The following is a 23,882-nucleotide window of genomic DNA, read 5'->3' on the forward strand; positions in this document are numbered from 1 at the left end:
TGTGTATTTGAGATAAAAACAGCCAAAAGACTGTACATTTTCCAATGGAACGAATGGTTCAAGGGACTACCCTTTGATCCACTCTCCCGCTGGTTCAGATATCGTATTCACCCACGCGAATACGGGAGACTCGGCAAGCCCCCTCAGCACCATAGGTACGGCTAGAGAGTACACTTTAAAGGACCGTCCTGCGCCGGCAGCTCTGGCAACTCCAGCAACGCCCCAACTGTCGGAATGAGTTTATAAGTTGAATCTGTACGCTACGGCATGCCCTTTCCTCGTCGTCATCTCTTTCCTGACCCCGCGGGAGATTGAACATAAGGTCCAGTCCGATAACAGTTTTTCGTATAAGGGGTTCCATGCTGAAATGAATGGGAGAGCACGGCAAGGGATGCAAACAGCTCCAAACAGACTACATAAGAAAACAAGCCTACACCCCTTAGGATGTAAGCTTGCATATCAATGCCATTGGCAAATAACCTTAGGTCGAAGCTAAATCCGGACGCAAATTGATCGCTTCATTCAAATACACATGTCGAATGTCTCGCTGAGCTTTATCCGTGTTGACCGTTACCATCAAACGGATGCACAGCGGCAAGCTCCCTTGCACCGGAATCTCAATGGCACACATGAGCGGCACGAGCTCCCATCCCGGCATAGCACGAATCGCCCGTGCAGGGAACGTTGCATTCAAATCCTCTGTCATCGTAATCCAGACGCTCGCAATATCCTCTGGCTGCACATTATTTTGCGCAATAATATGCTGAAGCATTGTCGTCGTCGCCTGCAATATTTCATCAGCGTCATTTTGACGAACCGTTGTCGCCCCGCGAATTCCTCTTACTGCCATGTTCCTGCCCCTTTCAATTCTTCTATGATGTCTCGGACTTGTTCGACCGGCACATCCCGTCGAATTTCCACGCGGCCGATCGCAGTCGGCAGCACGAACATAGTACGGCCTTCATTGAATTTCTTGTCATGCATCATCGCTGCAATGACCTGTTCCGTATCGTAATGGGGCGGTATTGCGGTCGGCAATCCGAAGGACTTCATCAGGCGCTCCGTATATTCCGCAACTCCAGCTGCCATTCCCATCTGCTCCGCCAGACGCGCGGATCCGATCATGCCGATCGCGATCGCTTCGCCGTGCAGCAGCTCACCGTATCCAGCGACAGCCTCGAGCGCGTGACCAATAGTATGACCGAGATTCAATATCGCTCGCAAGTCATTCTCCCGTTCATCCTGAGACACGACAGCTGCTTTGATGGCACAGCCTTGAAGCAGCCCGTACGTCAGTGCTTCCTCATCTTTGGCTAAGAGCTGCTCTGCGTGCTCTTCACACCATGCAGCGAACGATTGATCCCAGATCAATCCATGCTTAATCATTTCCGCAAGACCGGAGCGAACGTCGCGGTCAGGTAGGCTTTGCAGTGTAGACGTATCATATAAGACCATGTCGGGCTGGTGAAACGCCCCGATAATATTTTTCGCTAACGGATGGTTGACCGCCACTTTGCCGCCAACGCTGCTGTCGTGTGCCAAAATAGTCGTCGGCACTTGCACAAAGCGAACGCCGCGCATATAGGTAGCTGCGACAAACCCAGCCAAGTCTCCTACTACGCCTCCGCCCAGAGCGACAACGGTAGACTTGCGGTCACACCCCGCTTCAAGCGCTGCGCTAATACAGTCCTCGAATACGCGGAGGGATTTGGACTTCTCGCCAGAAGGAACCTGGTGAGTGCTCACCGAGTAGCCCACATGCTCCAATGCTTCCGCCACCTGATATAAATACTTCGGTCCGACCTTATCATCTGTAATGACAAGAATCGGACTTCCAGTCGGAATATGTTGCAACTGAAACGCACGGCCGATACGTGAAATCAGACCGCTCCCAATCCATATCGGATAAGACCGCTCCCCCAACTCAACCATAAGCTGAGCAGCCCCAATTTGATCATTCATGTTCATCGTGCCCACCTCCATTTAGTGAGTGTTCAAAAACGAAAATTTTCGAACAACCCGTTTAATAACGGGATACCTGCTCTAAATAGTTCTCGTAGTTCGCACGAATTTCTTCCATTGAATCACCGCCGAATTTCTCCAAGAACGCTTTCGCCACTTCCCATGCGACGACGTGTTCCATCACGACGCTTGCTGCTGGCACGGCACAGGCATCTGAACGCTCCACTTGAGCGGTGAATGCTTCCTTCGTATCGATATCGACACTGCGCAGCGGTTTGTACAAGGTCGGAATCGGCTTCATGACACCACGCACGACGATCGGCATCCCGTTCGTCATGCCGCCTTCAAAGCCGCCCAACCGGTTGGATGCCCGCGAGAAGCCTTGATCGGCATCATATGTGATCTCATCATGTACCTGCGATCCGCGAAGCTGGCCCGCTTCAAAGCCGATGCCAATCTCCACGCCTTTGAACGCATTGATGGACATGACCGCCTGCGCAATTCTGCCATCCAGCTTGCGATCGTATTGCACATAGCTGCCAAGGCCAACAGGCAAGCCTTCTACGATGCATTCCACAATTCCACCGATGGAATCGCCTTCTCCCTTAATCTGATCAATATAGGCTTCCATCTTCTTCTCCGTCTCTTCATCTACGACACGAACGGAAGAAGCTTCGGTAAGCTGTATAATCTCGTCAACGGCAAGCTGATGCGGAGGAGCTTCAATCTCGCCGATTCGGATAACTTGTCCTGCAATCTTGATGCCGAAAGCTTCAAGCAGTTGACGTGCCACTGCGCCGACGGCAACCCGTGCCGCCGTCTCACGCGCGCTGGATCGCTCCAACACATTGCGGAGATCCTTCAACTGATACTTCAAGCCCCCGTTCAAGTCGGCATGTCCGGGACGCGGACGATGCACACGGCGCTTCTCTTCGTCCGTCCCCTCAATCGGTTCAACGTTCATAATCTTCGTCCAATGCTTCCAATCATTATTCTCTACCACGATGGCAATCGGAGCACCTGTTGTGCGTCCGTGGCGTACGCCGCCTACGATAGATGCTGTATCCTGCTCAATCTGCATCCGCCGGCCGCGCCCGTATCCCTTTTGTCGACGCTGCAATTGGAAATTGAGTTGTTCAAAATCGATTACCATATTGCTCGGCATGCCTTCAACAATGGCGGTCAATTGAGGTCCGTGCGTTTCTCCTGCTGTCAAATAACGTAGACTCACGAGTTGCTCCCCCTTTTAGCTGTAAAGCTGTAAATGACTAAAATCCTTAACTCTTTTGCTCATTATAGTATAGGAGGCATCGTTTGACAAGAATACAAAAACGCGTCTGATGCGCACAGAACATGCACATTAGACGCGTATTGAATACAGATAAGCAACGCTATCCGTACGCTTGCTCAAGGCTGAAATAGAAACCAATTCACATGAAATCCATCTTCACCGAAGAAAGGTTCAGAAGGAGGGGCAGTATATGGGACTGTGGAGGCATTCCGTCTCTGTCTTCCTGCGAAGACATGAAGGGAATCCACCCCTGCAGCGGGGCCTCCAATCCAATAATTTGCGCACATTCGTGAATGGTTATGTCTCCTCGTTGATAGGCGGCAATAACGGTCCTCTTATCCATTGTTATCCCTCCGTCTAGGATGCAAGGTCCCTTCCTCCCTAGTATCGGAAAGATGATAGCTGCTTATACGCTTCTTTACATTTTCCGGTAAAAAAACGTCTCCATCGTCTCTAAGCCGTATTGGTTCGGGTTAAAAATTTGTTCTGTACTGCCAACAAAGAGCACGCCCCCTGGCTTTAAAGCCTCGGAGAATTTGAAATACAGCTGATGCTTGGCCTCTTCAGTGAAGTAGATCATAACATTGCGGCATATGATTAAATCCTGTTGACCTGTAAAAGCGTCCTCCAACAAATTCTGCTTCTGGAACTGAATGTTGCGCGTCAAGGCTGAAGACACGCGATAACCATCTTCAGTCCGTGAGAAGTATCGCTGCTTGAACGATGCGGGCACATCTTTCAAAGCACGTTCAATATAGAAAGCCTCTTTTGCCCTAGCCAATGCATTATCATCAATATCCGTCGCCATCACTTGCGATGACCCGAGCAATCCCGCGTCGTCCAAAATCATGGCTAACGTATAAGGTTCTTCACCCGTGGAACAGGCCGCACTCCAACATTTCAACCTGCTGTTTCGCTCCGTAAGCGCTGGCAGCACGCGATCTCGCAACGTCTCCCATCGATTTGGATTTCGCCAAAATTCAGATACGTTAATCGTCATCCGATCGAGGAGTTCATCGAGCAGACCTTCGTTAGACTTCATGGCTTCATAGAACGCCCGGAAGGTACTATAGCCGTTCTTTAACCGCAATGTTGTCAAGCGACGACGCATTTGCGCTTCCTTATATTGAGTCAAATCGATTCCTGTCCGCTTCTTAATTTCCGTTACAAAATAAAAATAATCTTGATCGTCTGTCGTGACTGCCCCTTTATGTTCTTGCATTGCCTCCACACCTCGCCACTTCCATCGTGCTCGTATATATGTATAAAAAAAACACGGTCGAACATATATATTCGCCGCGTTCTTCTTTAATCCTGCTTCATGTAAGCTCTTACAACAAAAATCAAAATAAGTTCAATGCTATCAGACTGACTTCAAGTTGCGATGAACTATTATAGAGGTTGTTCAAGAAGTCCCCTTTTGACACGATGATCATAAAGCTACCTTTTTGAACACGCATTTAAAGCTAAGGTTGAACCACATGCTCAACGCTTACAATCTCCTGTTCGGAGAATATGTTTGCGATTTCCCTAGCCGCACTTTCAGGTGAATCCGAACCGTGCACCAAGTTGAAGTTCGTATGTGAAGCGTAATCCCCACGGATGGTTCCTGGCAATGCTTCTCCTACCTTCGTCTTGCCAATCATCAAGCGCGACAAGCTGATGACGTCATCCCCTTCCCAGATCATTGCAAATACTGGACCGGATGTGATGAAGTCAACCAATTCACCAAAGAAAGGCTTTTGCGCATGTTCAGCGTAATGGCGTTCGGCTTGATCGCGCGCGATAATCATCAGTTTCCCGGATACGAGCTTGAATCCTTTACGTTCAAAGCGGCTTATTATTTCTCCGATAAAACCCCTTTGAACGCCGTCAGGCTTGACCATGATGAATGTGCGTTCCATATGTTCACTCCTCAATTGATGTGAAGTTGTCCAACATATGCATTATACCAAATTTTTCATCATGGCGCATCCATATTTTTCTTATCACCTAATCAATGGGAACGATTCGCTATAAAATGCGCGATATCTTTTAAGTTTTTGCGTGCTCGAATGTTAGGCAGCTGCTCCAACACGGACAGCGCTTTATCGGTGTAGCGGTTGGCCAATTGCTCTGCCTGTATAATTCCCGCGCTCTTACGAATCATATCCAACGCTTCATTTACATCCGTCTCACCGTTCAATTCCCGAATGCGTTCAATTTCAGTTAATAACGGCCGCTGCAATTCCGGATCCTGAAGCGCGTAAATAACCGGAAGTGTTAAGTTGCCTTGGCGAATGTCATTTCCGGGAGGCTTGCCGATCTGCGCTTCCGTTCCCGTCAGATCCAACACGTCATCGCGAATCTGGAAGGCCATGCCTACATTATACCCGAATCGGTACAATGCGTGGTCGATCCGCCGATCCGCTCCAGCCGCGATAGCACCCAGTTGGCAGCTTACGGCGATGAGCAGCGCGGTCTTGCGACGGATGCGCAGCATATATTGGCGTACCGATTGCTCCGTATTGAAGAAATCGCGAATTTGCTCCATCTCGCCGATGCACATCTCAACCATCGCCTTGGATAGGATACGGTGAATTTCGGGCTGCTTTAATTCGGTTGCTACCATCAGTGCCTTGCCGTGTATATAGTCCCCCGCATACATCGCGACACGGTTGTCCCATTTTGCTTTTACCGTGAGCTGCCCTCTTCGAGTTTCAGCATCATCGATAACGTCATCGTGAACCAAGGAAGCCATATGGATGAGCTCCAAAGGTACGGCTACCCGCTTAAGTTGTTCAATATCATATGTACCAAATTTGCCTGAAAGCAGGACAAATACAGGTCGTATTCGCTTGCCTCCTGCTTTCAGCAGATGAAGCGACGCCTCGTTCAGCAGCTCATTGTCGGTCGTTATCGTCCGTTCCAATTCCCGCTCGATATACGAAACGTCTTGTTTCATTGTCGCATATATGTCCCACAGTTTCATGCCTTCACCTAACCAACCATATTTTCCGACCAAAGCTCAAACTGAACTTTGTGATCGATGAGTCCCAATTCATACGCATACTGGAAATAAAGCTGAAGCCCTTCTTGTTGCGGGCGGTCAAAATCATAATGTAAATGGGAAAAATAATGCCGCCAGTAGTCCTCGGTTCCGCCAATGGCTTGCACCGCCTCCTGCACAAGCGGTTCTGGCTCCTTCAGACTGAGCTGCTTGCTCGCTTCGAAAGCTTCCACGATGCGCCGTATGTCAGCTGGATGCTTCCGAATCACTTCATTGCGTACAGCCCATACGGCGAACGTCATCCAATGACCTGTCCATTGCTGCCATAGTTCACCCAGATCAATAACTTCATAGGAAGTATTGCTCCATGAGGCATGAATGGCATGATCACCGATAAGAAGCGCAGCATCTGCCGCTTCCATCATCTTATCCAGATTCGGATCCATATTAACGTATTCCGGATCGGCATGATAGAACTTGGCGGCGATAATTTTGAACAAGTTGACGGATGTTGCGGATGTTGTCGTTAGCGCCACCGTACCTTTTAAAGCCTCGAGTAAAGGTTTTTTTAGAAAAAGCAAAATCGAATGAACAGGACCGTGCGCGCTTACCGATAAATTCGGAAACAAAGAATACTGTTCCGATGACTCGCCGTAGGCGAAGGCCGATATCGGCCCCATATCGATGCTGCCTTCTCGCATGGCGACATTTAAACCCGAAGGGACGGCGGGAATCATCTCAATGTCCGCTGCAATTCCTTTCGGATGAAAATGATAAAAGAGCGGCCATACATTCGCGTAATCGATGACACCGATCGTAATGGCAGCAGGATGATGGTTACTCATCGTTCCCATTTTCTGATTCATCCGATTCTCCCCACCTTGTAAACAATTGATGTTCTATGTTCAAGCAGTCCAACACTTTGCCGACAAGGAAGTTCACGATATCATCCAATGTTTTCGGATGGTAATAAAAAGCAGGCATCGCCGGCACCATTCGAACGCCCATATTTGCCAATTTCAGCATGTTCTCTAAATGAATAGCGTGCATAGGCGTTTCGCGAGGGACGATAACAAGCTGACGACCCTCTTTTATCATCACATCTGCCGCACGGCTCATCAAGTTATCGGAAGATCCGTGGGCGATGGATGATAATGTTCCCATCGAGCAAGGCATAATAATCATGCCCCGTACCCGAAAGGAGCCGCTAGCAATGCTTGCGCCGATATCTTGAATCGGATGGTACTGAATGTGGGCCGCTTGTTCGCCGAACGCCGACTCAATCGCGGGCTGGCGTCGGGTCACATCCCACCCTAGCTCCTCCTTCAGCACGCGCCACCCTGCGTCAGACACGACAAGATGCACACCGTAACCCGCATGCAAGAGCGACTCCACTAACCGGATGCCATAAATGGCACCGCTGGCTCCGGTAATCCCAACGATAAAGCGCTGCCTTTCCACGGGGTTCATAGCTGATACACCACCAAATCAATTAAGGTGAAACTGAACACTACGATGCTGAGCACTCCATTCATCGTGAAAAATGCCGTATTCATCTTGCTTAAATCGTTAGGCTTCACCAGCATATGCTCATACACTAACAGGGCACTGGCAATTATTGTGCCGATGATGTACCACCAGCTAAGTTGAGTTAAGAATAATAGCAGAACAAAACCGATTGCTGTAACAATATGAAATCCACGCGCGATCCACAGCGATTTCGCGATGCCGAATCGAACTGGAATTGATTTCAAACCTTCATTTTTATCAAACTCATAGTCCTGACACGCGTATACAATATCAAAGCCTGTCGTCCAACAGGCCACCGCCAAGAAGAAAATAATCGACGTCCAATTGATTTCATTCGTTACTGCAACCCATCCGCCAAGCGGCGCCAGAGCAATCGTCAAACCTAACACAACGTGACATAACCAAGTAAAGCGTTTCGTAAATGAATAAAAAACGAGCATGAAGACGGCAATCGGCATCAAATACACCGCCAACGGCTGTAAGTTAGCCGCCGCCCAAAATAAAAGACCGAATGATACGGCCGTAAAAAGAATAACCTCGCCCGCTTTTAGCAGTCCGGCAGGAATGGCCCGGTTCGCGGTTCGCGGATTTTTAGCATCAATTGCCGCATCGATAAGGCGGTTCAGCGCCATGGCGGCACTTCTCGCACCAACCATCGCCAACAAGATCCAACCCCATTCCGGGAGTGTCGGAAAGCGATTGTCCATCACCATCGATCCGAGCAAAGCCCCCATGAATGCAAACGGAAGGGCAAACAACGTATGTTCGATTTTTATCATTTCCAGAAAAACCCGTACTTTTTTAAACATCATCATTCCCCTTACTCCCGATATGAAGCGCAGCGATTCCTCCGGTTAAAGGATATGCTTCCACATGCGTCAGACCGATATCGCGAAACATCTGGGCTAATTGTTTGTGGTCAGGGAACGTAATCAATGATTCAGGCAGCCATTTATACTGCTCGTACCGCTTTGCAATCAATTTGCCCATCATAGGCAATATATTGCGGAAATAGAAATAGTAAATCGCTTTGAACGGCTGCCAAGTCGGCTTGCTGAGCTCTAGGCATACGACCATTCCCCCCGGCTTAACAACCCGCTTCATCTCGCGCAGCACCTGCTCGTAATCAGGAACGTTGCGCAGCCCGAATCCGATAGTCGCGTAATCGAAGCTGTTGTCCGCAAACGGAAGCGCCATCGCATTGCCTTCCGTCAAAGAGATTTGATTGTTCATCCCCAATTGATCAATTTTCTTCTTACCGACAGACAACATATTTGCACTAAAATCAAGCCCGTCGATACGGCCTGTCTTGCTTGCTTTGGCAAGCTGAATCGTCCAATCACAGGTGCCACAGCACAAGTCAACGGCGGTATCGCCCGGTTGCACGTTCATTTTGCGCATCGTAAATCTGCGCCATGCTTTATGCCGCCGGAAGCTTAGAATATCGTTCATAATGTCGTACTTCGGCGCGATGCTCTGAAATACGTCTTGAACAAACTTTTCTTTCGACTCGCCTGTCTTAGGCGAATGCGTCTCCACGATATGTCACCTTACCCTTTCTTCGCCTATTCTTTCTAGCTCTGTTGAACCGAAGCGGAGCGTGCTTGAGCCGAAGGAAAATATATGGAGCTGAGGAAAGAGCCAAGACGCTGCTTCATGACGGAATCAACTGGCAAAGTAGACACAATCGTCTGCAGTTTGTCCTGTGCGGCACGAACTTGATAGGCGAGCTGCTCGTGAACTTCGTACTTCGACATCAGCGTGTGCCAGAAGGACATATCAAATGCACTCTGCTTCAGCTTTCTTCTTTCTTCCTCTGTTCCTTGCTGCCACACATGCCAATAAGACCAGCTGCCCACAAAGCGCCCGAAATGTTCGGCACGTTCCTTCTCTTGTTCCATCACTTCCAGCTCTGTCACATGGTCAAGCAATACTTCCCATGCGGGCACATCTTTTGCAGATAGACGTTCGTTAAACGACTGAAACAATATTTTCTTTAGAGAAACGCAGGTGCGTAAATATTCTTCAGCCGTCATCGTCCATTGCTTCATTTTATCAACCATCGTCATCTTGAGACGGTTCACGTTGCATACGGCTTGGCTCAGCGACTGAATCGCTTCAATCTGTCCAGCTTGTGCCAGCAAATTGTAGAAGCGGCTGCTGAAATAATCTCCGGCAAGCACTTTCAACTGCCGTGAGCGAAGGTTCCGATCGTTTCCTTGAACGGAAGCCATCTCAATCATATCATGAGTATCCAGGCCAACCTGTACAAGTGAAGTGACCAACGCATATAATTCACTATGTTCATCTGCTGGCTTGCTGCGGTTTAAAAAGGCGAACAACAACTCTGCTCTTGCGTTCGGAAACGCAGGCAGGTCGGTGTGCGCCTGTATCATGTCATGTTCAACATACCGCTTTGCCAATTGCGAAATGTGATTACCTTTCATCTGAGTGCCTCCGACTGTAGCGGTTAGTCATCCTAACGGATGTCACAATCTAAACCATTATAGCATATGTTTTACTTGATGGGACAACTTTTCTTCCTATAAGGAGGTTGTTTAAAAAGTTCCCTTTTGAGCACGAAGTTAACACCGCAGCTTATCCGGCATCGAAAGGATGTTTAAAAAGTTCCCCTTTGATCACACACGTTCAAAAACGTTCCAACGCGGAATTCGGCTTGGAAGCTGAAAACTTCTTCTCCCACAATGGAGTGTAAATAATGCGCAACGCTTCCGATACCTCTGTCGGAATGTCCGGATTACTCTTCTTGATTTGATCCAATCGTTCCGGCGTCGTCTTAGACTTCAACGCATCAAGGGCCAACAAGACGTGCTTTTTCTTCAAGCGTTCGTCGAGTATGACGAAGCGAAGCAACAACCGATTGACGTTGTTCGTTTGTGTGAAGGAGTACCGCAGCAGCTCATACATATCTTGATATATGATTTCGGGATGCACAATACTTGCCGCCACCTTAATGTCTACCGTTAATTTCCCCTCATGCCATGCCGCACGGCTGAGCCGCAGCTGCAGAGGCACGTCAGACAAATGATCGACGAGCTGCCGATCATTCATCGAAATCAAGCGGGGTACCGGTGTAAATGCAGCCACATCCGAATTCACTGCAGGCTTCTTCTCATTCATTGAAGAGATGAAACCCAAGCCTAACGTTACCACAATCGTGGCAGTGAGCGCCAATGCCACCGAACGCAAACGTAACAAATTGTTCATGAACCCTTTTACACCTCCACATTGTGACACCACCGCAGCCAGACTCGTTAACAGTCAGTTTCGACGCATGTGAGGATGTCCATACCTCATTGTACAATTAAAAAAAGCAGGCTATGCCTGCTCTACGCGTTATGTAACGATTAAAGTTGTGTATTAATCCTGATCCGTATGGATAACTCCATGCTTCGTCATAACTACCGCTTTTCCCCGTATTTTGATCGCGGACGTATGATCGGTGAATTGCGCGAGGAGCACCTCATTTTTATCGAGCTTCTCTGTATGATGAAACCGCGTATCATTCCCGCGTGTGAGACCTATGACCTGAACGCCTTGGTCTTTCGCCTTAATGACAATAAAGTCATTCTGATTCTCCATAATCCTTCCCTCCTCTTCTGTAATGTATTATAACACGTATACCACGGTATTATGGAACTTGTTCCCTAACGTATTGTTATCTACCCACAACAACAATGGATATACTATCTTCGATTGGGGTTAATATAGAAAGGAGCATCACATATGCATCCAGCACATCTGCAAGAAAGTCATGTAGTGAAACTGCAGCAATGGGAGCATGAACTTAGCCGCATCAGCGGTGAGAAAATTGTTCTTGTCGCATACAGCGATAACGACGCTGAAGTGTCCGCGACGAACAACGACGAACAACGACGAACAACGATCCGGTAAAGCGTAACAAGGGTGTGAAATGGAACAAAGCCGCGACACATGTCGCGGCTTTCACTTGCGTTCCCCTAATTGACAAAAGTATGTAATCACTTATTTGATACCATCTTTAAGTGCTTTGCCTGGTTTGAACGCTGGAATCTTGCTGGCAGCAATCTCGATCTCTTCGCCCGTTTGCGGGTTACGTCCTTTACGAGCGGAACGTTCGCGAACTTCAAAGTTACCGAAGCCAACCAATTGCACTTTGTCCCCGTTTTGAAGAGCTGTGGAGATTGCTTCGAATACAGCATCAACCACTTTCGTTACGTCCTTTTTCGACAATTCTGTCGATTCCGCAACTTCAGAAATCAATTCGGATTTATTCATTCTGTTCACCTCCCGATCTAAGTTAGCATCATTATCCCATTTTTTCACTGTTTGCAGATAATTTATACCTCTTCAACCCTAAAAACGTCAGATTACGCTTCATTCTGCCGCCTTTCATGGTTGAGGAACAAATTTATAGTAATATACTGCAATCACAATTGCAAGAGGAGATATGCTCATTAAAGCCCAACAATATTCAGTTAGGCGGTTCGAGCACGGTGTATAACATAAAATGTGACAGCCAGCGCCAAGATAAGTACCGTCCCTTTTACAATGTCATGTGTGTAATATTGCAAGTTCATCATTGTCAAGCCGTTTACGAGCACACCGATTAAGACCGAACCAAAAAATGTGCCGATAATATTAGGCTTCCCTGCCCCAAAGACGGAAAAACCGACAAAAACAGCGGCGACCCCCTCCATTAGCAATGGCGATCCGGCATCGATTTGTCCACTCCCTACCCGTGCCGCGTAGATCAATCCCCCTATGGCCGCACACATGCCTGACAAAATATAAGCGATGGTTCTTATTCTGTTTATGCGAATTCCGGAAAGGCGGGCCGCTTCTTCATTCCCTCCGGTCATGTACATTTGTCGGCCGAATCGGCTGTACTTCAGCATCACGTGGACGCCGATGACGGCAATGAGCATAAGGAGCACCGGAATTGGTACAGAGAAGAATCCAAATGATACTTCGCCCTTGCCCAGCTGCAAGAAGGATTCATACATTTTCCCCGGAGCCTTCGTTCCATCCTCGAACTGCATGTTGTTATAAACGGTATATCCCTTCGTATACGTCTTATGAATTCCTGCTACGATATACATGACAGCCAGCGTAGTCAACAGATCCGGTATGCGTAATTTGACGATAAAGAATGCGTTGATGCACCCAATCACCGCTCCGACAAGCAGCGGAACAATAATGACGATAACTAGCGGCATTTCATACCAAATCATAAGCGATGCCGTTACGACCGTTGTTAACGATACCGTAGAACCGACGGACAGGTCGAATCCATCGACAATGAGTGAAAGTGTTACTCCGATAGCGACAAAGGTAACGATTGAGATCGAGCGTAAAATGTCCGCCAAATTCGCACTGGAGAAGAAATAAGGAAGTCGCACTGAGAAAAAAGCAACTACACCAATGATGACGATAATTGCACCGTACCGAAAGCAAAAGTTCAGCAGTCTGTCCTTGAAGCCCGTATTCATTATTTCCATTCTCCTCCCTGACCCGCACTTGCGTAGAACATGAGCTGCTCCTGCGTCACTTCATTCCGCTGAAAGGCTTGCACCAATTCACCGTCATACATGACGTATATGCGATCTGCAATCCCTATCACTTCATTGAATTCACACGTTAAATACACAATTCCTTTCCCCTGCTGCACCAGCTTGCCGATGATTCGAAACATGTCGCTCTTCGCTCCGATGTCCACACCTTTGGTCGGCTCATCCAGAACATACACATGTGCTAGGGTCTCAAGCCATTTGCCAATAGACACTTTCTGTTGGTTGCCGCCGCTTAAATATTTCACTTCTTGCGTGACGGATGAGGATTTAATTGTTAGCCGGTCGCGCATTTGTTCCGCCAAGCGCGATTCATTCCGTTTCCTTACAAATCCAAGCAAGCTTAACGCCTTCAATAAAGGAACACTTATGTTGTGCTGGATCGATTCCTGGACAAATACGCCTTGCTTCCTTCGCTCTTCCGGGACAAGCACAATGCCAGCCCGAACGGCATCGGCCGGTTCCTTCGGTATAAGCGGCACTCCATTCAATGACATGCTTCCTCGTTCATACACATCCACTCCAGTCAGCAGCCGGGACAGTTCCGTCTTGCCCGCACCTACCACTCCAACGATGCCTACAATTTCGCCTTGTCGTACGTCAAAGCTGACGTCACGCACTTTCCGACCGCGTGTAATGCCTTGCACCTGCAAGAGAACATCGCCGATCACTGCTTGTTCCTTCGGAAATTCTTCTTCAAAAGTCTTGCCGAGCATATGCCGGACAACTTCTTCAGGCGTCGTCTCATCGGTCTGCGAGGAGTGGACGATCTGGCCGTCACGCATGATTGTAATACGATCACTTTCTGCAAACACTTCAGGAAGACGATGTGAAATAAAGATGACGACAACACCGAGATCGCGCATCGAACGCATCATTTGGAACAACCGCATTGCCTCTTCATGACTTAGCGGAGCAGTCGGTTCATCAAAAATGACGACTTTGGCTTGCTCCGCCAATATTCTTGCCAGCAGCACCATCTGCTTCTCCGCCAACGTACATTGCTCCACTCGCTTCGTCAACGGTATCGCTGCGCCTAATGACTGCATCGCTTTCTCGGCTTCTTGACGAATACGCCGCGGACTCACCCACCAAGAACGATTGGCTTGTCCCATACGGTCCATCATAATATTTTCCGCAACGGTAAGCTGTGGCACCAGAGCCGTATCCACTTCCTGGTACACGCAATGAATGCCTTGCCGCTTCGCATCGGCTGGCGACTTAATATGCAGCGGACGGCTGCCAATGTGAATATTGCCGACATCAGCGCGATAAGCGCCCGACAATATTTTCATGAGCGTGCTCTTCCCCGCCCCATTGGCGCCAAGCAGAGCATGTATTTCTCCGCTAGAAGCGGTAAAGCTCACACTATGAAGCGCCGCCACTCCATTGAAGGATTTAGATATGCCGAGCATATATAAATTATCGTCAGGAGAGGAAGCGCGAAGCGCCGCCCCCCGCTCCGTGCGGGCCGTATTGGCAGAAAAGGCGTTGTCGGGTTTAGCATCGGATGAGTTAGTCATTTCATATCCCGCCTTTAATCGTTAAATTGTTCACTTGTATTCATTCATCCAATCCTTCAAGCCTTGGGTACTTCCACTCCAGCCTTTAACGTACTCGTGCAGTTCACTCGTCGAAATTTGCTTGTCCGGTAAATCCTCGCGCTTGACAAACACAGGCTCCAGCACGACCTTTTTATCTACTTGATCACCATGCAGCTTCTGATAGGCCAATCGCACTTGAACACGTCCAATATCTTTCGGGTCTACTGCAGCTGAAGCAATCCATGGATTATTCTTGTCTTGGATCATTTGCAGGTCCTCATCACTCATATCGATCCCGTATACTTTTATCTCTTCTCGGCCAGACTCTTGTATAGCACGAGCAGCGCCTTTGGCGAATTCGTCATAAGCAGCCCATACGGCAGCAATATCTCCTTTATTCGGATACTGCTTCAGTACAGCTTCCATCTTCGCCTGCGTGTCTAAGGCAGTGCTGGACGTAGCTGCGCCAAACGCAGCGATTTCTTTCACGTCCGTATTGCTCTTCATAAAAGTGTCGTATGCGATTTGGCGGCGTTCCATTGGAGCATAGCCGGCGGTCCATACTTTGACGATGTTGCCTTTGCCGCCGATGTCGTGCCCCATATGCTCCAAGGTAATCTGCGCCATCTTCTCGTCACCTTGCTCAAGCACGGTCACCCCGGGTATATTGACGAGTGCGTCGAAGGCAACGACAGGAATGTTCTGCTCCACGGCTTTGTTCATCCCCGCATCCAACGTTTCTGGATTTCCATGATCTGTAAGAATTGCATCAAACTTCTGACTAACAGCCATTTCTAGTTGCGATCCCATCTTTGCCTTGTCATTCTCGGCTACGAACATCGTTAATTCGCCTCCGAACCGCTTTGTCTCTTCTTTGATCCCGTCTACATATTGCTGAGAAAAAGTGCCGGTGTTAAATTCCATAATGAGTGCGATACGCTTGCCCCGAATTCCGTCATTCGTACCGGCAGAGCCTTCTGATCCGCCAGACTTCTGACCGCAAGCGGTTATCACGACGGAGATGAGCACCAAGTAAAACATCATCTCCCATTTTCCACGATGACTGTGTGATTGTGCCGACATACTCTGATCCCCCTTTTATTTATGTGTAATGTATTTTTATACATCCACTTTTTTCCGTGGATTCGTTATCCATAAATATAATAGTTAATTCCGAGTCTGTAAATTGGTTTATGAGAAGTTGTTAAAAAAAGCTCAAGCGAGAACTTCTTCCTGCTGGAAGAAATCCTGTCGCCTGAGCTTTTTTCCACTTACAATATAATCGCAATCAATCCGCCGGAGCCTTCATTAATGATTCGTCCGAGCGTCTCTTGCAGCTTGTATCTTGCATTATCCGGCATCATGGCAATCTTGCCTTGGATGCCTTCTCTGACGATGGAATGCAGCGATCTTCCGAAAATGTCCGAATTCCAAATCTTGGTCGGATCGTTCTCGAAGTCCTGCATGAGATAACGCATAAGCTCCTCACTCTGCTTCTCCGTGCCGATGATTGGCGCGAATTCAGACTCGACATCGACGCGAATCATATGAATGGACGGAGCGGTTGCTTTCAAGCGAAGGCCAAAGCGTGATCCTTGCCGGATAAGCTCTGGCTCGTCGAGAGCCATTTCCGTCAATGTTGGGGCAGCTATGCCATAGCCTGTTGTCTTGACCATTTCAAGCGCATCTGCAAATCGGTCGTACTCCCGCTTCGCGTGTGAAAACTCCTGCATTAACTGGAGCAGATGATCCTTGCCTCGAATCTCCACTCCAACCACTTCCATCAGGATTTGGTCATATAATTCGTCCGGCGCGTACAAATCAATCTCTGCGACACCCTGGCCCATATCCATCCCGCTTAGCCCGGCCCTAGCAATAAAATCATATTCCATGAACTGTTGCACGACACGATCGACATCGCGCAAACGACGAATGTCCTTCACTGTGTCCCGTACTGACGATTCATAGCTGGTGCGCAGCCAATGACTGTCATTCAGCACCATCACCCAGCTCGGCAAGTTGACGTTGACTTCATGAACCGGGAACTCATATAATACTTCGCGCAGAACGCCCATGACGTCGTCTTCGCCCATCGTAGCTACGCTAAGCGGTATAACCGGAATATCATATTTCTCATGCAGTTCATTCCGGAGCTCCAACGTCTCCTCGCTTCGGGGCCGCGTCGAGTTAATAATTAACACGAATGGCTTGCCGACCTCTTTCAACTCATTGATGACTCGCTCTTCGGAGTCGACATAGGAGCTGCGCGGTATTTCTGCAATCGTTCCATCTGTCGTTACGACAACACCGAGCGTGGAATGCTCTTGAATCACCTTGCGTGTGCCGATTTCCGCCGCCTCTTGGAATGGAATTGGCTCCTCGAACCATGGCGTGCTAATCATCCGCGGTCCATTCTCATCCTCGTAGCCTTTGGCGCCTTCTACTGCATATCCGACGCAATCGACGAGGCGAACGTTTACCTCCAGACCTTCTGCGACTTTAATTTGCACAGCATTATTCGGGACGAATTTCGGTTCCGTTGTCATGATAGTTTTTCCTGCTGCACTTTGGGGCAGTTCGTCTACCGCGCGGGCTCGGTCCGATTCGCTCGCGATGTTTGGCAGCACGACCGTTTCCATAAATCGTTTAATAAAAGTCGATTTCCCCGTGCGGACCGCACCGACGACCCCGAGGTAAATATCCCCACCGGTACGCTCGGCAATGTCCTTAAAAATGTCCACTTTTTCCAATGATATCCCCTCCTCAAAATTTTCCGACGGACCTAGAGGCAACGTCTGCCTCTCGCCCTTCAGAAACGATTGGCACCGTTGCTAGGATTGAGCTGTTGCCGTTGTCGCCAGTGTTCGCCGCCGAGATTTCACGTCGTACAAGGGCATTTTTTCCGACGCAACTCGTACATGCTTTTGGACTAGTAACATCTTATTTGAAAGTAGGCAGAAATATGACCCATGTCACTAACATTTTTATTCGCATAACGAACGCATGCCTTCCAAATCAGATATATGATATTAATAGAAAAGTATGCAGAATAAAAAAAAATCAATCGGAAAAGATCCGATTGATCTTTACTGCCATTATGATTCGAGATTAATCCGATTCTGGCGCAGTTGCGACCTGCGGCCACGGCGCGTTGTCCTTCCATATGTATGAAACCGACTTCACCGGCACATAGAAGGAAGACTCGACAAGCAGAGGCCGCAAATCTTTCTCATTTCCTGTCGGACGCTTCTCCAACTTCTCCACCAGCTGCATGATGTCTGGCGCGTAATCTGCATACACTGTGCCTTCCATATCCATCATGAACGAAAGCGGCTGTCCGTTGAATGGGCTCAGCACTTCATTCGGACGGACTCCAACCGCCGCCTCGTCTATGCTGTAGAATCCTGGATACACTTCCTCTGTCGTCGGAAGGCTTCCTTGCTTGCGCTTATAAGAATCAACGGCACGAGTCAAATCATTGACCCGCTGCGCCGTGAGCAAATCCATAATACGCACCTTAGGCTCTGTTTCCTCATCGATAATTAAATAAGTGCCCGTGCCGCCTGCTTCGAAGGCATTGCTAGGAGTGGAGCCCAGCACCCCTCGCCGCTTCAACCGTTCAAAATCGATACGGTACTTCTCATAGCGGGGTACACTCATGTCACTCGTTATCATGGGCAGAAGCTGTGTCTGCTTTTGATATTCATCCACTGCATTTTGAACGAGAAGGATTCCTTCCCGGGCGGATTGCTGATTCTCTTTGCGCAGCTCATTCGGATACAGACACCCCTGCAGCAGCATGCTGATGAGTGAAGTGACAACGAGTAGCGCAATCCGTCTGTTCCGGCTCACTCACATTCCTCCTGACTTCGATAACGACGATATTTTCATGTCCAACTACCACAATGAATCATCATTTTGTTGCTCCGCTAACTGGCGGCGAACCAGCGCTTTAAGTGGATCTTCAGGTACTGTGACCGTAATCGCGCCCTCCTGGCCTGAGACTCGCACCTGACAGGCGAGACGCAGCCCTTGGGTAGAGTCGACTCCAAGCTTCCGCATTTCAGGTTGACTGGGCGGAGTTAACAAGCGTTCATCGCCCTCTACGTCGACCTTGCACATCAAGCATCCCGCTTTGCCGTCACAGCGCGTACGAACCGGAACCCCGGCCCTTCTGGCCGCATCAAGCAGCGACACGGCGTGCTTCATCTCTATCTCAATGCCTTGGGGTTCAAAGCGAACTCGCGTTCCCACAGATGCAGCCATCCTTTCATATTGTGAAATCGATGTATGATTTGCTAGTGAGAAGTAAAAATATGGTTCATGATGTCTGGGCACAGTTCGGCAAGAGCTTCTGATAGTTGGGCATGATCTGAACATTGGGCCCACACCATTCTCATCGAATCCACATGAAGCTGGGGCGATTGATTCATTACACTGACAATAGACTGCACACGGTCTTTACGTTCACGCAGCACGTTGAAGACAAGCTCATGAGCCAGCGGCATGACATGTACGAAAGTATGACCTAGCTGCACTTCCAAGCCATAGTTCCACAACAAGCCTCGAATGCCAGTGACATATTGTCCGAGTGGCGTTGATACAACGAAATCACCGACAAGCTCGATGGATACGCCTTTGTACTCATAATGACTCAGCAAAGAGCGGTATCTCTCCGTCTCATTCCACTCCGGTTCATCTACCGCATATGCTTTCCACAACTGCTGCAATTGGAGCCCGTCTTGTCCGTCCGCATAAATATCGACATCGCGCGGAACACCTTCCAGCTGAACGCCATGCAACGCCAAGCCGCAGCTCCCACCCAGCATCCAGCATAGGTTTTCACGTCTCGCCATGTTTGAAAAATGCTTAATCGTCTGCACAAGAGGTACGGACAATGAAGGTTTCATCAGAACTACCCCATTCCGTTTCGAATAATCTATAGATGTCAACAAGGTCCGTGTTCAAAAGTTGTACTAAAAATAAGGCTTGTGGGCGGCGCGAATGACTCCATCCGTCTCAATAACCGCTTGACATGCAAGTCGATATCCTTCTGCAAATTCTTCTTCTTCCATGCGATCCCATTCGGCATCCGTCACTTCGGATAAATGCTCGTGTCCTTCCTCAACTACACAGCGGCAGCGTGCACACGTGCCGCGCGTGCATGCATAATTCCAACCCACGTCCGCCTGAACGGCCGCATCCAAAAGCGTAGTACCGAGCGGGACCGTGACGGTTGCTTCCCCTGTTCGTGCTGTTAATGTAATATCCGCCATCAAAAGTCACTCCTTCCGCCAATGTTTTATGTATTACACTATCGATATAATTCCATACAGCATTCCCGCTAACAGCATGATGAAAGCGATAAAAGAAAGGATACCACGAATCCATCCTTTCGTCTTATGCCTGGCAAACATAATCAGAAATGCGGAAAAAGCCATGAGGCCAATTCCGATAAAGGATACCCACATCTTAGTCATACTGTCCATTTTCCCGATTCTCCCATCCGCGCAAACTGCTCTCATTATACCATCCGTCTTAAAAGAACAAAAGACGACACGTTAGCTTATCGCTAACGTGTCGTCTATCTCGATCGAAAAACATAGGAATGAAGCTTATTTCTTCATGATCAGCTTCATGATGCCTTCCAAGTTGCTTGGGTTCGTACCGCTTCGCTTGACGGTGCTCACAATCTCATTTATCGTAGCTTCCGTTACAGGCAGTTTGGCCATTGAAGCGACTTGTTTAATCAACTGCCGCAGTTGGGCTTCACTTTGCATCGTACTCGGCTTCACCCCGCCGGCAATCTTTTTTATTTGATTTTCGGTAATATGTTTGCCGGTCTTCTTATTAATCGCGTTCAATGCGTCCTTAGAAAATTTATTGTTCGGCATTTTGTCCCTCCTCGGGTCAGACTTCATACAGTGTATGATAAGTCCCGTTCAAAGGTGAAAAAGTACCGACAAATATCCTAACGATATCGCATTATGACCACGACGATTTCGCAACTTCTTCGATTTCATTTTTGCGAACGCGGCCCATTAAATGTTCGACTGCTTTCTTCGGTTCTTTGCCATCAAATAAGACGCGGTGCAATTGCTCAGTAATTGGCAATTGGACATCATACTGCCGCGCGAGCAAATAGGCGGCTTTCGTGGTCCGAATACCTTCTACGACCATTCCCATCTGCGACAGCACCTCATCCACAGCATGCCCTTGGCCGATAAGCGAGCCGGCACGCCAGTTCCGGCTGTGCTGACTCGTACACGTAACGACCAGATCGCCAACACCGGCAAGACCGGCAAACGTCAGCGCGTTCGCGCCCATCACGACGCCGAGCCGGGCAATCTCCGCAAGTCCTCTCGTGATGAGGGCCGCTTTCGCGTTGTCGCCGTATCCGATGCCGTCTGACAATCCGGCCCCTAGCGCGATAATGTTCTTAAGCGAGCCGGCCAGCTCAACTCCAATAACGTCCTGATTCGTATACACGCGGAAAAACGATTCGTTCATGAACAGATCCTGCGCTTTTTCTCCCGTCTCCGTCGAAGTGGATGCTACAACTACCGTAGTCGGGCATTGTCTGACGACTTCTTCCGCATGACTTGGTCCGGATAATACGGCAATACGGTCTTCCCCGCATTCCAACTCTTCGGCAATCACTTCAGACATACGCTTTAACGTTTCGGTCTCGAATCCCTTCGTTGCATGTACGATTATCATCTTATCCGTAAAGTAAGGTTTCATCTGCCGCGTCACTTGACGCATTGCAGCCGACGGCGCCACGATGAGGCAAGCTTCCGCACCCTCCATCGCTTCTTCCATGGAGCATGTCGCATGAAGGTCAGGGTGCAACGTAACGTCCGGCAAATATTTATGATTGCTATGCTTCGTATTTATTTCTTCCGCCTGGCGTTCATTCCGGGTCCATAGCGAGACGTTGCATCCGTTCTGAGCCAATACCTCGCTGAGCGCAGTTCCCCAACTTCCCGCGACGAACACCGCGACCTTAACGGACACGTGGCATTCCTCCTTTTTTCGAGCCTAAACGGTTCTCCGTCCCTTTCACCAGCTTGACAATGTTGCCGCGATGACGATAGAACGCAAACGCGCACAACAGCAAGCTGCCCCAGAATATACTCCAATCATAACGGAATAGCAACAAGAATACCGGGGTCATCGTCGTAAAAATCAAAGAACCTAGAGACACATAACGCTTCCATACAATCGAGGCGATCGCAAGAACACCGGCGCAGAGCGCTGGCCAGAACGCCAAAATCGCCAACACGCCGATCGTCGTTGCAATCCCCTTTCCGCCGCGGAACCGGAAATATATCGGCCAGTTATGACCAGCGATGGCAGCAATTCCACACAGCACCATCGCCCATGAATCATCTCCAAGCCAACGTCCAATTAGAACGGCGATAATCCCTTTGACTGCATCTAACAATAATACGCCAATTGCAGGACCCTTCCCCAGCACCCGCAACGTATTGGTCGCTCCGGCATTGCCGCTTCCATGCTGGCGAATATCGATACCCCGCAGCCATTTCCCTATGAGCAAACTGAAGCTGACTGAGCCGAGCAAATAACTGACTACGATCGCAATTATAGACAAGGTCACCTCAGCTCGCCCCTAACCTTCATCGGATTTCCGGCGTGTGAATAACCGGATCGGTGTGCCTTCAAAGTCAAACGAAGCACGGATGCGATTATCCAAATAACGCTCATAGGAGAAATGCATTAGCTCCGGATCATTGACGAAGATCACGATCGTCGGCGGCTTCACCGCAACCTGCGTCGCATAATTAATGCGCAGGCGTCGTCCCTTATCCGTTGGAGGCGGGTTGTAAGCAACCGCATCCGATACGACATCGTTCAGGAGGTGCGTCGGAATGCGCTTTGCATGCTGCTGCGCGACATGTTCGATAACCGGGAGCAGTTTATGTAATCGCTGCTTCGTCTTTGCGGATAAGAACACGATTGGAGCGTATGTCATAAACAGGAAATGATCGCGAATCTTTTGTTCGAATTGATGCATCGTTTTATCATCTTTCGACACGATATCCCACTTATTGACGACAAACAACACGGCCTTGCCCGCTTCATGAGCATAGCCTGCGATATGTTTGTCTTGTTCGATAATCCCTTCCTCGCCGTTGATGATTACCAGTACGACGTCAGCACGTTCAATCGCCTTCAGAGAACGCATTACGCTGTATTTTTCAGTCGTCTCATAGACCTTTCCGCGTTTCCGCATTCCAGCCGTATCGATAATAACGAACCTCTGTCCGTCCTTCTCAAACGGGGTGTCAATCGCATCCCTGGTCGTACCAGCCACGTCGCTCACGATAACGCGTTCTTCACCTAGAATGGCATTGACAAGCGATGACTTGCCTACGTTAGGCCGCCCGATAAGAGCTACCTTAATGACATCATCATCATATTCCTCATCGGTTAGATCCGGAAATTTCTCAACAACCTCATCTAATAAATCCCCCAATCCGGTACCATGTGAACCCGAGATCGGAATCGGATCACCGAAGCCTAAGCTATAAAACTCATAAATATCGTCCATGCGATTCAAATTATCCACTTTATTCACCGCAACGATAACCGGCTTGCCGGATCGGAACAACATTTGCGCCACTTCTTCATCGGCTTGGGTCACACCGGTCTTGGCATCACACATGAACACGATGACGTCAGATTCCTCAATCGCGAGTTCGGCTTGAACCCGGATTGAACGGAGCATCTCATCTTCTCCGTATACCTCGATTCCGCCCGTGTCAATAATGCTGAACGGCTTCCCGTTCCATTCGCCCGTCCCGTAGATACGGTCGCGTGTCACGCCAGGCTTGTCCTCTACAATGGCCAATCGGTCGCCGATAATTCGGTTAAAAATGGTGGACTTGCCGACATTCGGCCGCCCGACGATGGCAACAACGGGTTTTGCCATGCAGTTCACTCCTTCATCTTTTGCAACATATACACGTACA

Annotated in this window: 29 protein-coding genes; 1 reads left to right on the plus strand and 28 read right to left on the minus strand. The window is 48.9% G+C overall.

The features are described 5' to 3' along the window. Positions 1-481 precede the first annotated feature (481 nt). From aroH to mtrB, 14 genes are all read right to left on the minus strand, one after another. Positions 482-850 carry a chorismate mutase gene (aroH, locus tag M3650_RS22840; RefSeq protein WP_019421841.1) on the minus strand — a complete coding sequence of 123 codons (369 nt, stop codon included), beginning with the start codon at positions 848-850 and terminating at the stop codon, positions 482-484. Next, a complete protein-coding gene (gene aroB / locus M3650_RS22845; RefSeq protein ID WP_251578091.1) occupies positions 841-1,968 on the minus strand; it encodes a 3-dehydroquinate synthase in 1,128 nt (375 codons plus the stop codon). Before aroB ends, aroH begins: the two co-directional genes overlap by 10 nt. 55 nt (positions 1,969-2,023) lie before the next feature. Further along, positions 2,024-3,193, minus strand: a complete 1,170-nt coding sequence (gene aroC / locus M3650_RS22850) for a chorismate synthase (protein WP_251578094.1) — start codon at positions 3,191-3,193, stop codon at positions 2,024-2,026. A 199-nt stretch (positions 3,194-3,392) separates the two neighbouring features. Further along, a complete protein-coding gene (locus M3650_RS22855; protein WP_251578096.1) occupies positions 3,393-3,596 on the minus strand; it encodes a hypothetical protein in 204 nt (67 codons plus the stop codon). Between the two features lie 75 nt (positions 3,597-3,671). Then, on the minus strand, positions 3,672-4,475 hold the full coding sequence (locus M3650_RS22860) for a CheR family methyltransferase (protein ID WP_251578098.1): 804 nt from the start codon (positions 4,473-4,475) through the stop codon (positions 3,672-3,674). 244 nt (positions 4,476-4,719) lie between these two features. Then, the gene (gene ndk, locus M3650_RS22865) at positions 4,720-5,157 is read right to left on the minus strand and encodes a nucleoside-diphosphate kinase (RefSeq protein WP_251578100.1); all 438 of its coding nucleotides are present in this window, start codon (positions 5,155-5,157) and stop codon (positions 4,720-4,722) included. Between the two features lie 92 nt (positions 5,158-5,249). Next, positions 5,250-6,224: a heptaprenyl diphosphate synthase component II gene (hepT, locus tag M3650_RS22870; protein WP_251578102.1), complete on the minus strand. Its 975-nt coding sequence runs from the start codon at positions 6,222-6,224 to the stop codon at positions 5,250-5,252. 8 nt (positions 6,225-6,232) lie between these two features. Further along, a complete protein-coding gene (locus tag M3650_RS22875; protein ID WP_251578104.1) occupies positions 6,233-7,108 on the minus strand; it encodes a menaquinone biosynthesis protein in 876 nt (291 codons plus the stop codon). After that, a complete protein-coding gene (locus M3650_RS22880; RefSeq protein ID WP_251578106.1) occupies positions 7,080-7,712 on the minus strand; it encodes a UbiX family flavin prenyltransferase in 633 nt (210 codons plus the stop codon). Before M3650_RS22880 ends, M3650_RS22875 begins: the two co-directional genes overlap by 29 nt. Beyond that, a complete protein-coding gene (locus tag M3650_RS22885; RefSeq protein ID WP_026011101.1) occupies positions 7,709-8,581 on the minus strand; it encodes a UbiA-like polyprenyltransferase in 873 nt (290 codons plus the stop codon). Before M3650_RS22885 ends, M3650_RS22880 begins: the two co-directional genes overlap by 4 nt. Further along, positions 8,574-9,311: a demethylmenaquinone methyltransferase gene (locus M3650_RS22890; RefSeq protein ID WP_251578108.1), complete on the minus strand. Its 738-nt coding sequence runs from the start codon at positions 9,309-9,311 to the stop codon at positions 8,574-8,576. The genes M3650_RS22885 and M3650_RS22890 overlap by 8 nt, the downstream gene beginning before the upstream one ends. 35 nt (positions 9,312-9,346) lie before the next feature. Then, positions 9,347-10,219, minus strand: coding sequence for a heptaprenyl diphosphate synthase component 1 (locus M3650_RS22895; RefSeq protein WP_251578110.1), 873 nt, complete (start codon positions 10,217-10,219; stop codon positions 9,347-9,349). 202 nt (positions 10,220-10,421) lie between these two features. Continuing rightward, a complete protein-coding gene (locus M3650_RS22900; RefSeq protein ID WP_251578112.1) occupies positions 10,422-11,000 on the minus strand; it encodes a hypothetical protein in 579 nt (192 codons plus the stop codon). Between the two features lie 153 nt (positions 11,001-11,153). Further along, entirely contained in the window at positions 11,154-11,375 is a 222-nt protein-coding gene (mtrB, locus tag M3650_RS22905) for a trp RNA-binding attenuation protein MtrB (protein WP_019419156.1), read from the minus strand. A 144-nt stretch (positions 11,376-11,519) separates the two neighbouring features. On the opposite strand from mtrB, the gene M3650_RS22910 reads away from it, so the two are divergent. After that, the gene (locus M3650_RS22910; protein WP_019419157.1) at positions 11,520-11,687 is read left to right on the plus strand and encodes a hypothetical protein; all 168 of its coding nucleotides are present in this window, start codon (positions 11,520-11,522) and stop codon (positions 11,685-11,687) included. 90 nt (positions 11,688-11,777) lie between these two features. On the opposite strand, the gene M3650_RS22915 is transcribed toward M3650_RS22910, so the two are convergent. From M3650_RS22915 to der, 14 genes are all read right to left on the minus strand, one after another. After that, on the minus strand, positions 11,778-12,050 hold the full coding sequence (locus tag M3650_RS22915; RefSeq protein WP_019419158.1) for an HU family DNA-binding protein: 273 nt from the start codon (positions 12,048-12,050) through the stop codon (positions 11,778-11,780). Positions 12,051-12,250: 200 nt separating this feature from the next. After that, complete coding sequence (locus M3650_RS22920) at positions 12,251-13,264, minus strand: ABC transporter permease (protein WP_251578114.1); 1,014 nt, start codon at positions 13,262-13,264, stop codon at positions 12,251-12,253. Continuing rightward, positions 13,264-14,865, minus strand: a complete 1,602-nt coding sequence (locus M3650_RS22925; protein ID WP_251578116.1) for a sugar ABC transporter ATP-binding protein — start codon at positions 14,863-14,865, stop codon at positions 13,264-13,266. Before M3650_RS22925 ends, M3650_RS22920 begins: the two co-directional genes overlap by 1 nt. Positions 14,866-14,895: 30 nt before the next feature. Then, entirely contained in the window at positions 14,896-15,969 is a 1,074-nt protein-coding gene (locus tag M3650_RS22930) for a sugar ABC transporter substrate-binding protein (RefSeq protein ID WP_251578117.1), read from the minus strand. Positions 15,970-16,157: 188 nt separating this feature from the next. Further along, positions 16,158-17,636 carry a stage IV sporulation protein A gene (gene spoIVA, locus M3650_RS22935; RefSeq protein ID WP_019419162.1) on the minus strand — a complete coding sequence of 493 codons (1,479 nt, stop codon included), beginning with the start codon at positions 17,634-17,636 and terminating at the stop codon, positions 16,158-16,160. 358 nt (positions 17,637-17,994) lie between these two features. Continuing rightward, positions 17,995-18,738 carry a hypothetical protein gene (locus M3650_RS22940; RefSeq protein ID WP_251578119.1) on the minus strand — a complete coding sequence of 248 codons (744 nt, stop codon included), beginning with the start codon at positions 18,736-18,738 and terminating at the stop codon, positions 17,995-17,997. A gap of 45 nt (positions 18,739-18,783) precedes the next feature. Continuing rightward, a complete protein-coding gene (locus tag M3650_RS22945; RefSeq protein ID WP_251578122.1) occupies positions 18,784-19,140 on the minus strand; it encodes a 2Fe-2S iron-sulfur cluster-binding protein in 357 nt (118 codons plus the stop codon). Between the two features lie 44 nt (positions 19,141-19,184). Next, the gene (locus M3650_RS22950) at positions 19,185-19,742 is read right to left on the minus strand and encodes a nucleotidyltransferase family protein (RefSeq protein ID WP_251578124.1); all 558 of its coding nucleotides are present in this window, start codon (positions 19,740-19,742) and stop codon (positions 19,185-19,187) included. Positions 19,743-19,862: 120 nt separating this feature from the next. After that, the gene (locus M3650_RS22955; protein WP_251578126.1) at positions 19,863-20,162 is read right to left on the minus strand and encodes a 2Fe-2S iron-sulfur cluster-binding protein; all 300 of its coding nucleotides are present in this window, start codon (positions 20,160-20,162) and stop codon (positions 19,863-19,865) included. 33 nt (positions 20,163-20,195) lie between these two features. Further along, a complete protein-coding gene (locus tag M3650_RS22960) occupies positions 20,196-20,375 on the minus strand; it encodes a DUF2768 family protein (protein WP_019419167.1) in 180 nt (59 codons plus the stop codon). Positions 20,376-20,501: 126 nt separating this feature from the next. Beyond that, positions 20,502-20,780: a stage VI sporulation protein F gene (locus M3650_RS22965; protein WP_019419168.1), complete on the minus strand. Its 279-nt coding sequence runs from the start codon at positions 20,778-20,780 to the stop codon at positions 20,502-20,504. Between the two features lie 91 nt (positions 20,781-20,871). Beyond that, a complete protein-coding gene (locus M3650_RS22970; RefSeq protein WP_233696514.1) occupies positions 20,872-21,903 on the minus strand; it encodes an NAD(P)H-dependent glycerol-3-phosphate dehydrogenase in 1,032 nt (343 codons plus the stop codon). Continuing rightward, the gene (plsY, locus tag M3650_RS22975) at positions 21,893-22,507 is read right to left on the minus strand and encodes a glycerol-3-phosphate 1-O-acyltransferase PlsY (RefSeq protein WP_251578128.1); all 615 of its coding nucleotides are present in this window, start codon (positions 22,505-22,507) and stop codon (positions 21,893-21,895) included. The genes M3650_RS22970 and plsY overlap by 11 nt, the downstream gene beginning before the upstream one ends. A 12-nt stretch (positions 22,508-22,519) precedes the next feature. Beyond that, complete coding sequence (der, locus tag M3650_RS22980) at positions 22,520-23,842, minus strand: ribosome biogenesis GTPase Der (RefSeq protein WP_019419171.1); 1,323 nt, start codon at positions 23,840-23,842, stop codon at positions 22,520-22,522. Between the last annotated feature and the right edge of the window lie 40 nt (positions 23,843-23,882).

Origin of the sequence: Paenibacillus sp. MER TA 81-3 (genome assembly GCF_023713585.1) — a bacterium.
In the GTDB taxonomy this organism is placed as follows: Bacteria; Bacillota; Bacilli; order Paenibacillales; family Paenibacillaceae; genus Paenibacillus_B; species Paenibacillus_B profundus.

What these genes read in the sequence shown, in the direction of transcription:
- M3650_RS22855 (WP_251578096.1), bottom strand. Translation starts at nt 3,596, where the DNA reads ATGGATAAGAGGACCGTTATTGCCGCCTATCAACGAGGAGACATAACC.
- M3650_RS22915 (WP_019419158.1), bottom strand. Translation starts at nt 12,050, where the DNA reads ATGAATAAATCCGAATTGATTTCTGAAGTTGCGGAATCGACAGAATTG.
- ndk (WP_251578100.1), bottom strand. Translation starts at nt 5,157, where the DNA reads ATGGAACGCACATTCATCATGGTCAAGCCTGACGGCGTTCAAAGGGGT.
- M3650_RS22920 (WP_251578114.1), bottom strand. Translation starts at nt 13,264, where the DNA reads ATGAATACGGGCTTCAAGGACAGACTGCTGAACTTTTGCTTTCGGTAC.
- M3650_RS22895 (WP_251578110.1), bottom strand. Translation starts at nt 10,219, where the DNA reads ATGAAAGGTAATCACATTTCGCAATTGGCAAAGCGGTATGTTGAACAT.
- M3650_RS22950 (WP_251578124.1), bottom strand. Translation starts at nt 19,742, where the DNA reads ATGGCGAGACGTGAAAACCTATGCTGGATGCTGGGTGGGAGCTGCGGC.
- M3650_RS22960 (WP_019419167.1), bottom strand. Translation starts at nt 20,375, where the DNA reads ATGGACAGTATGACTAAGATGTGGGTATCCTTTATCGGAATTGGCCTC.
- M3650_RS22955 (WP_251578126.1), bottom strand. Translation starts at nt 20,162, where the DNA reads ATGGCGGATATTACATTAACAGCACGAACAGGGGAAGCAACCGTCACG.
- hepT (WP_251578102.1), bottom strand. Translation starts at nt 6,224, where the DNA reads ATGAAACTGTGGGACATATATGCGACAATGAAACAAGACGTTTCGTAT.
- M3650_RS22875 (WP_251578104.1), bottom strand. Translation starts at nt 7,108, where the DNA reads ATGAATCAGAAAATGGGAACGATGAGTAACCATCATCCTGCTGCCATT.
- M3650_RS22860 (WP_251578098.1), bottom strand. Translation starts at nt 4,475, where the DNA reads ATGCAAGAACATAAAGGGGCAGTCACGACAGACGATCAAGATTATTTT.
- M3650_RS22930 (WP_251578117.1), bottom strand. Translation starts at nt 15,969, where the DNA reads ATGTCGGCACAATCACACAGTCATCGTGGAAAATGGGAGATGATGTTT.
- aroH (WP_019421841.1), bottom strand. Translation starts at nt 850, where the DNA reads ATGGCAGTAAGAGGAATTCGCGGGGCGACAACGGTTCGTCAAAATGAC.
- M3650_RS22880 (WP_251578106.1), bottom strand. Translation starts at nt 7,712, where the DNA reads ATGAACCCCGTGGAAAGGCAGCGCTTTATCGTTGGGATTACCGGAGCC.
- der (WP_019419171.1), bottom strand. Translation starts at nt 23,842, where the DNA reads ATGGCAAAACCCGTTGTTGCCATCGTCGGGCGGCCGAATGTCGGCAAG.
- M3650_RS22965 (WP_019419168.1), bottom strand. Translation starts at nt 20,780, where the DNA reads ATGCCGAACAATAAATTTTCTAAGGACGCATTGAACGCGATTAATAAG.
- M3650_RS22925 (WP_251578116.1), bottom strand. Translation starts at nt 14,865, where the DNA reads ATGACTAACTCATCCGATGCTAAACCCGACAACGCCTTTTCTGCCAAT.
- mtrB (WP_019419156.1), bottom strand. Translation starts at nt 11,375, where the DNA reads ATGGAGAATCAGAATGACTTTATTGTCATTAAGGCGAAAGACCAAGGC.
- M3650_RS22900 (WP_251578112.1), bottom strand. Translation starts at nt 11,000, where the DNA reads ATGAACAATTTGTTACGTTTGCGTTCGGTGGCATTGGCGCTCACTGCC.
- M3650_RS22910 (WP_019419157.1), top strand. Translation starts at nt 11,520, where the DNA reads ATGCATCCAGCACATCTGCAAGAAAGTCATGTAGTGAAACTGCAGCAA.
- M3650_RS22885 (WP_026011101.1), bottom strand. Translation starts at nt 8,581, where the DNA reads ATGTTTAAAAAAGTACGGGTTTTTCTGGAAATGATAAAAATCGAACAT.
- aroB (WP_251578091.1), bottom strand. Translation starts at nt 1,968, where the DNA reads ATGAACATGAATGATCAAATTGGGGCTGCTCAGCTTATGGTTGAGTTG.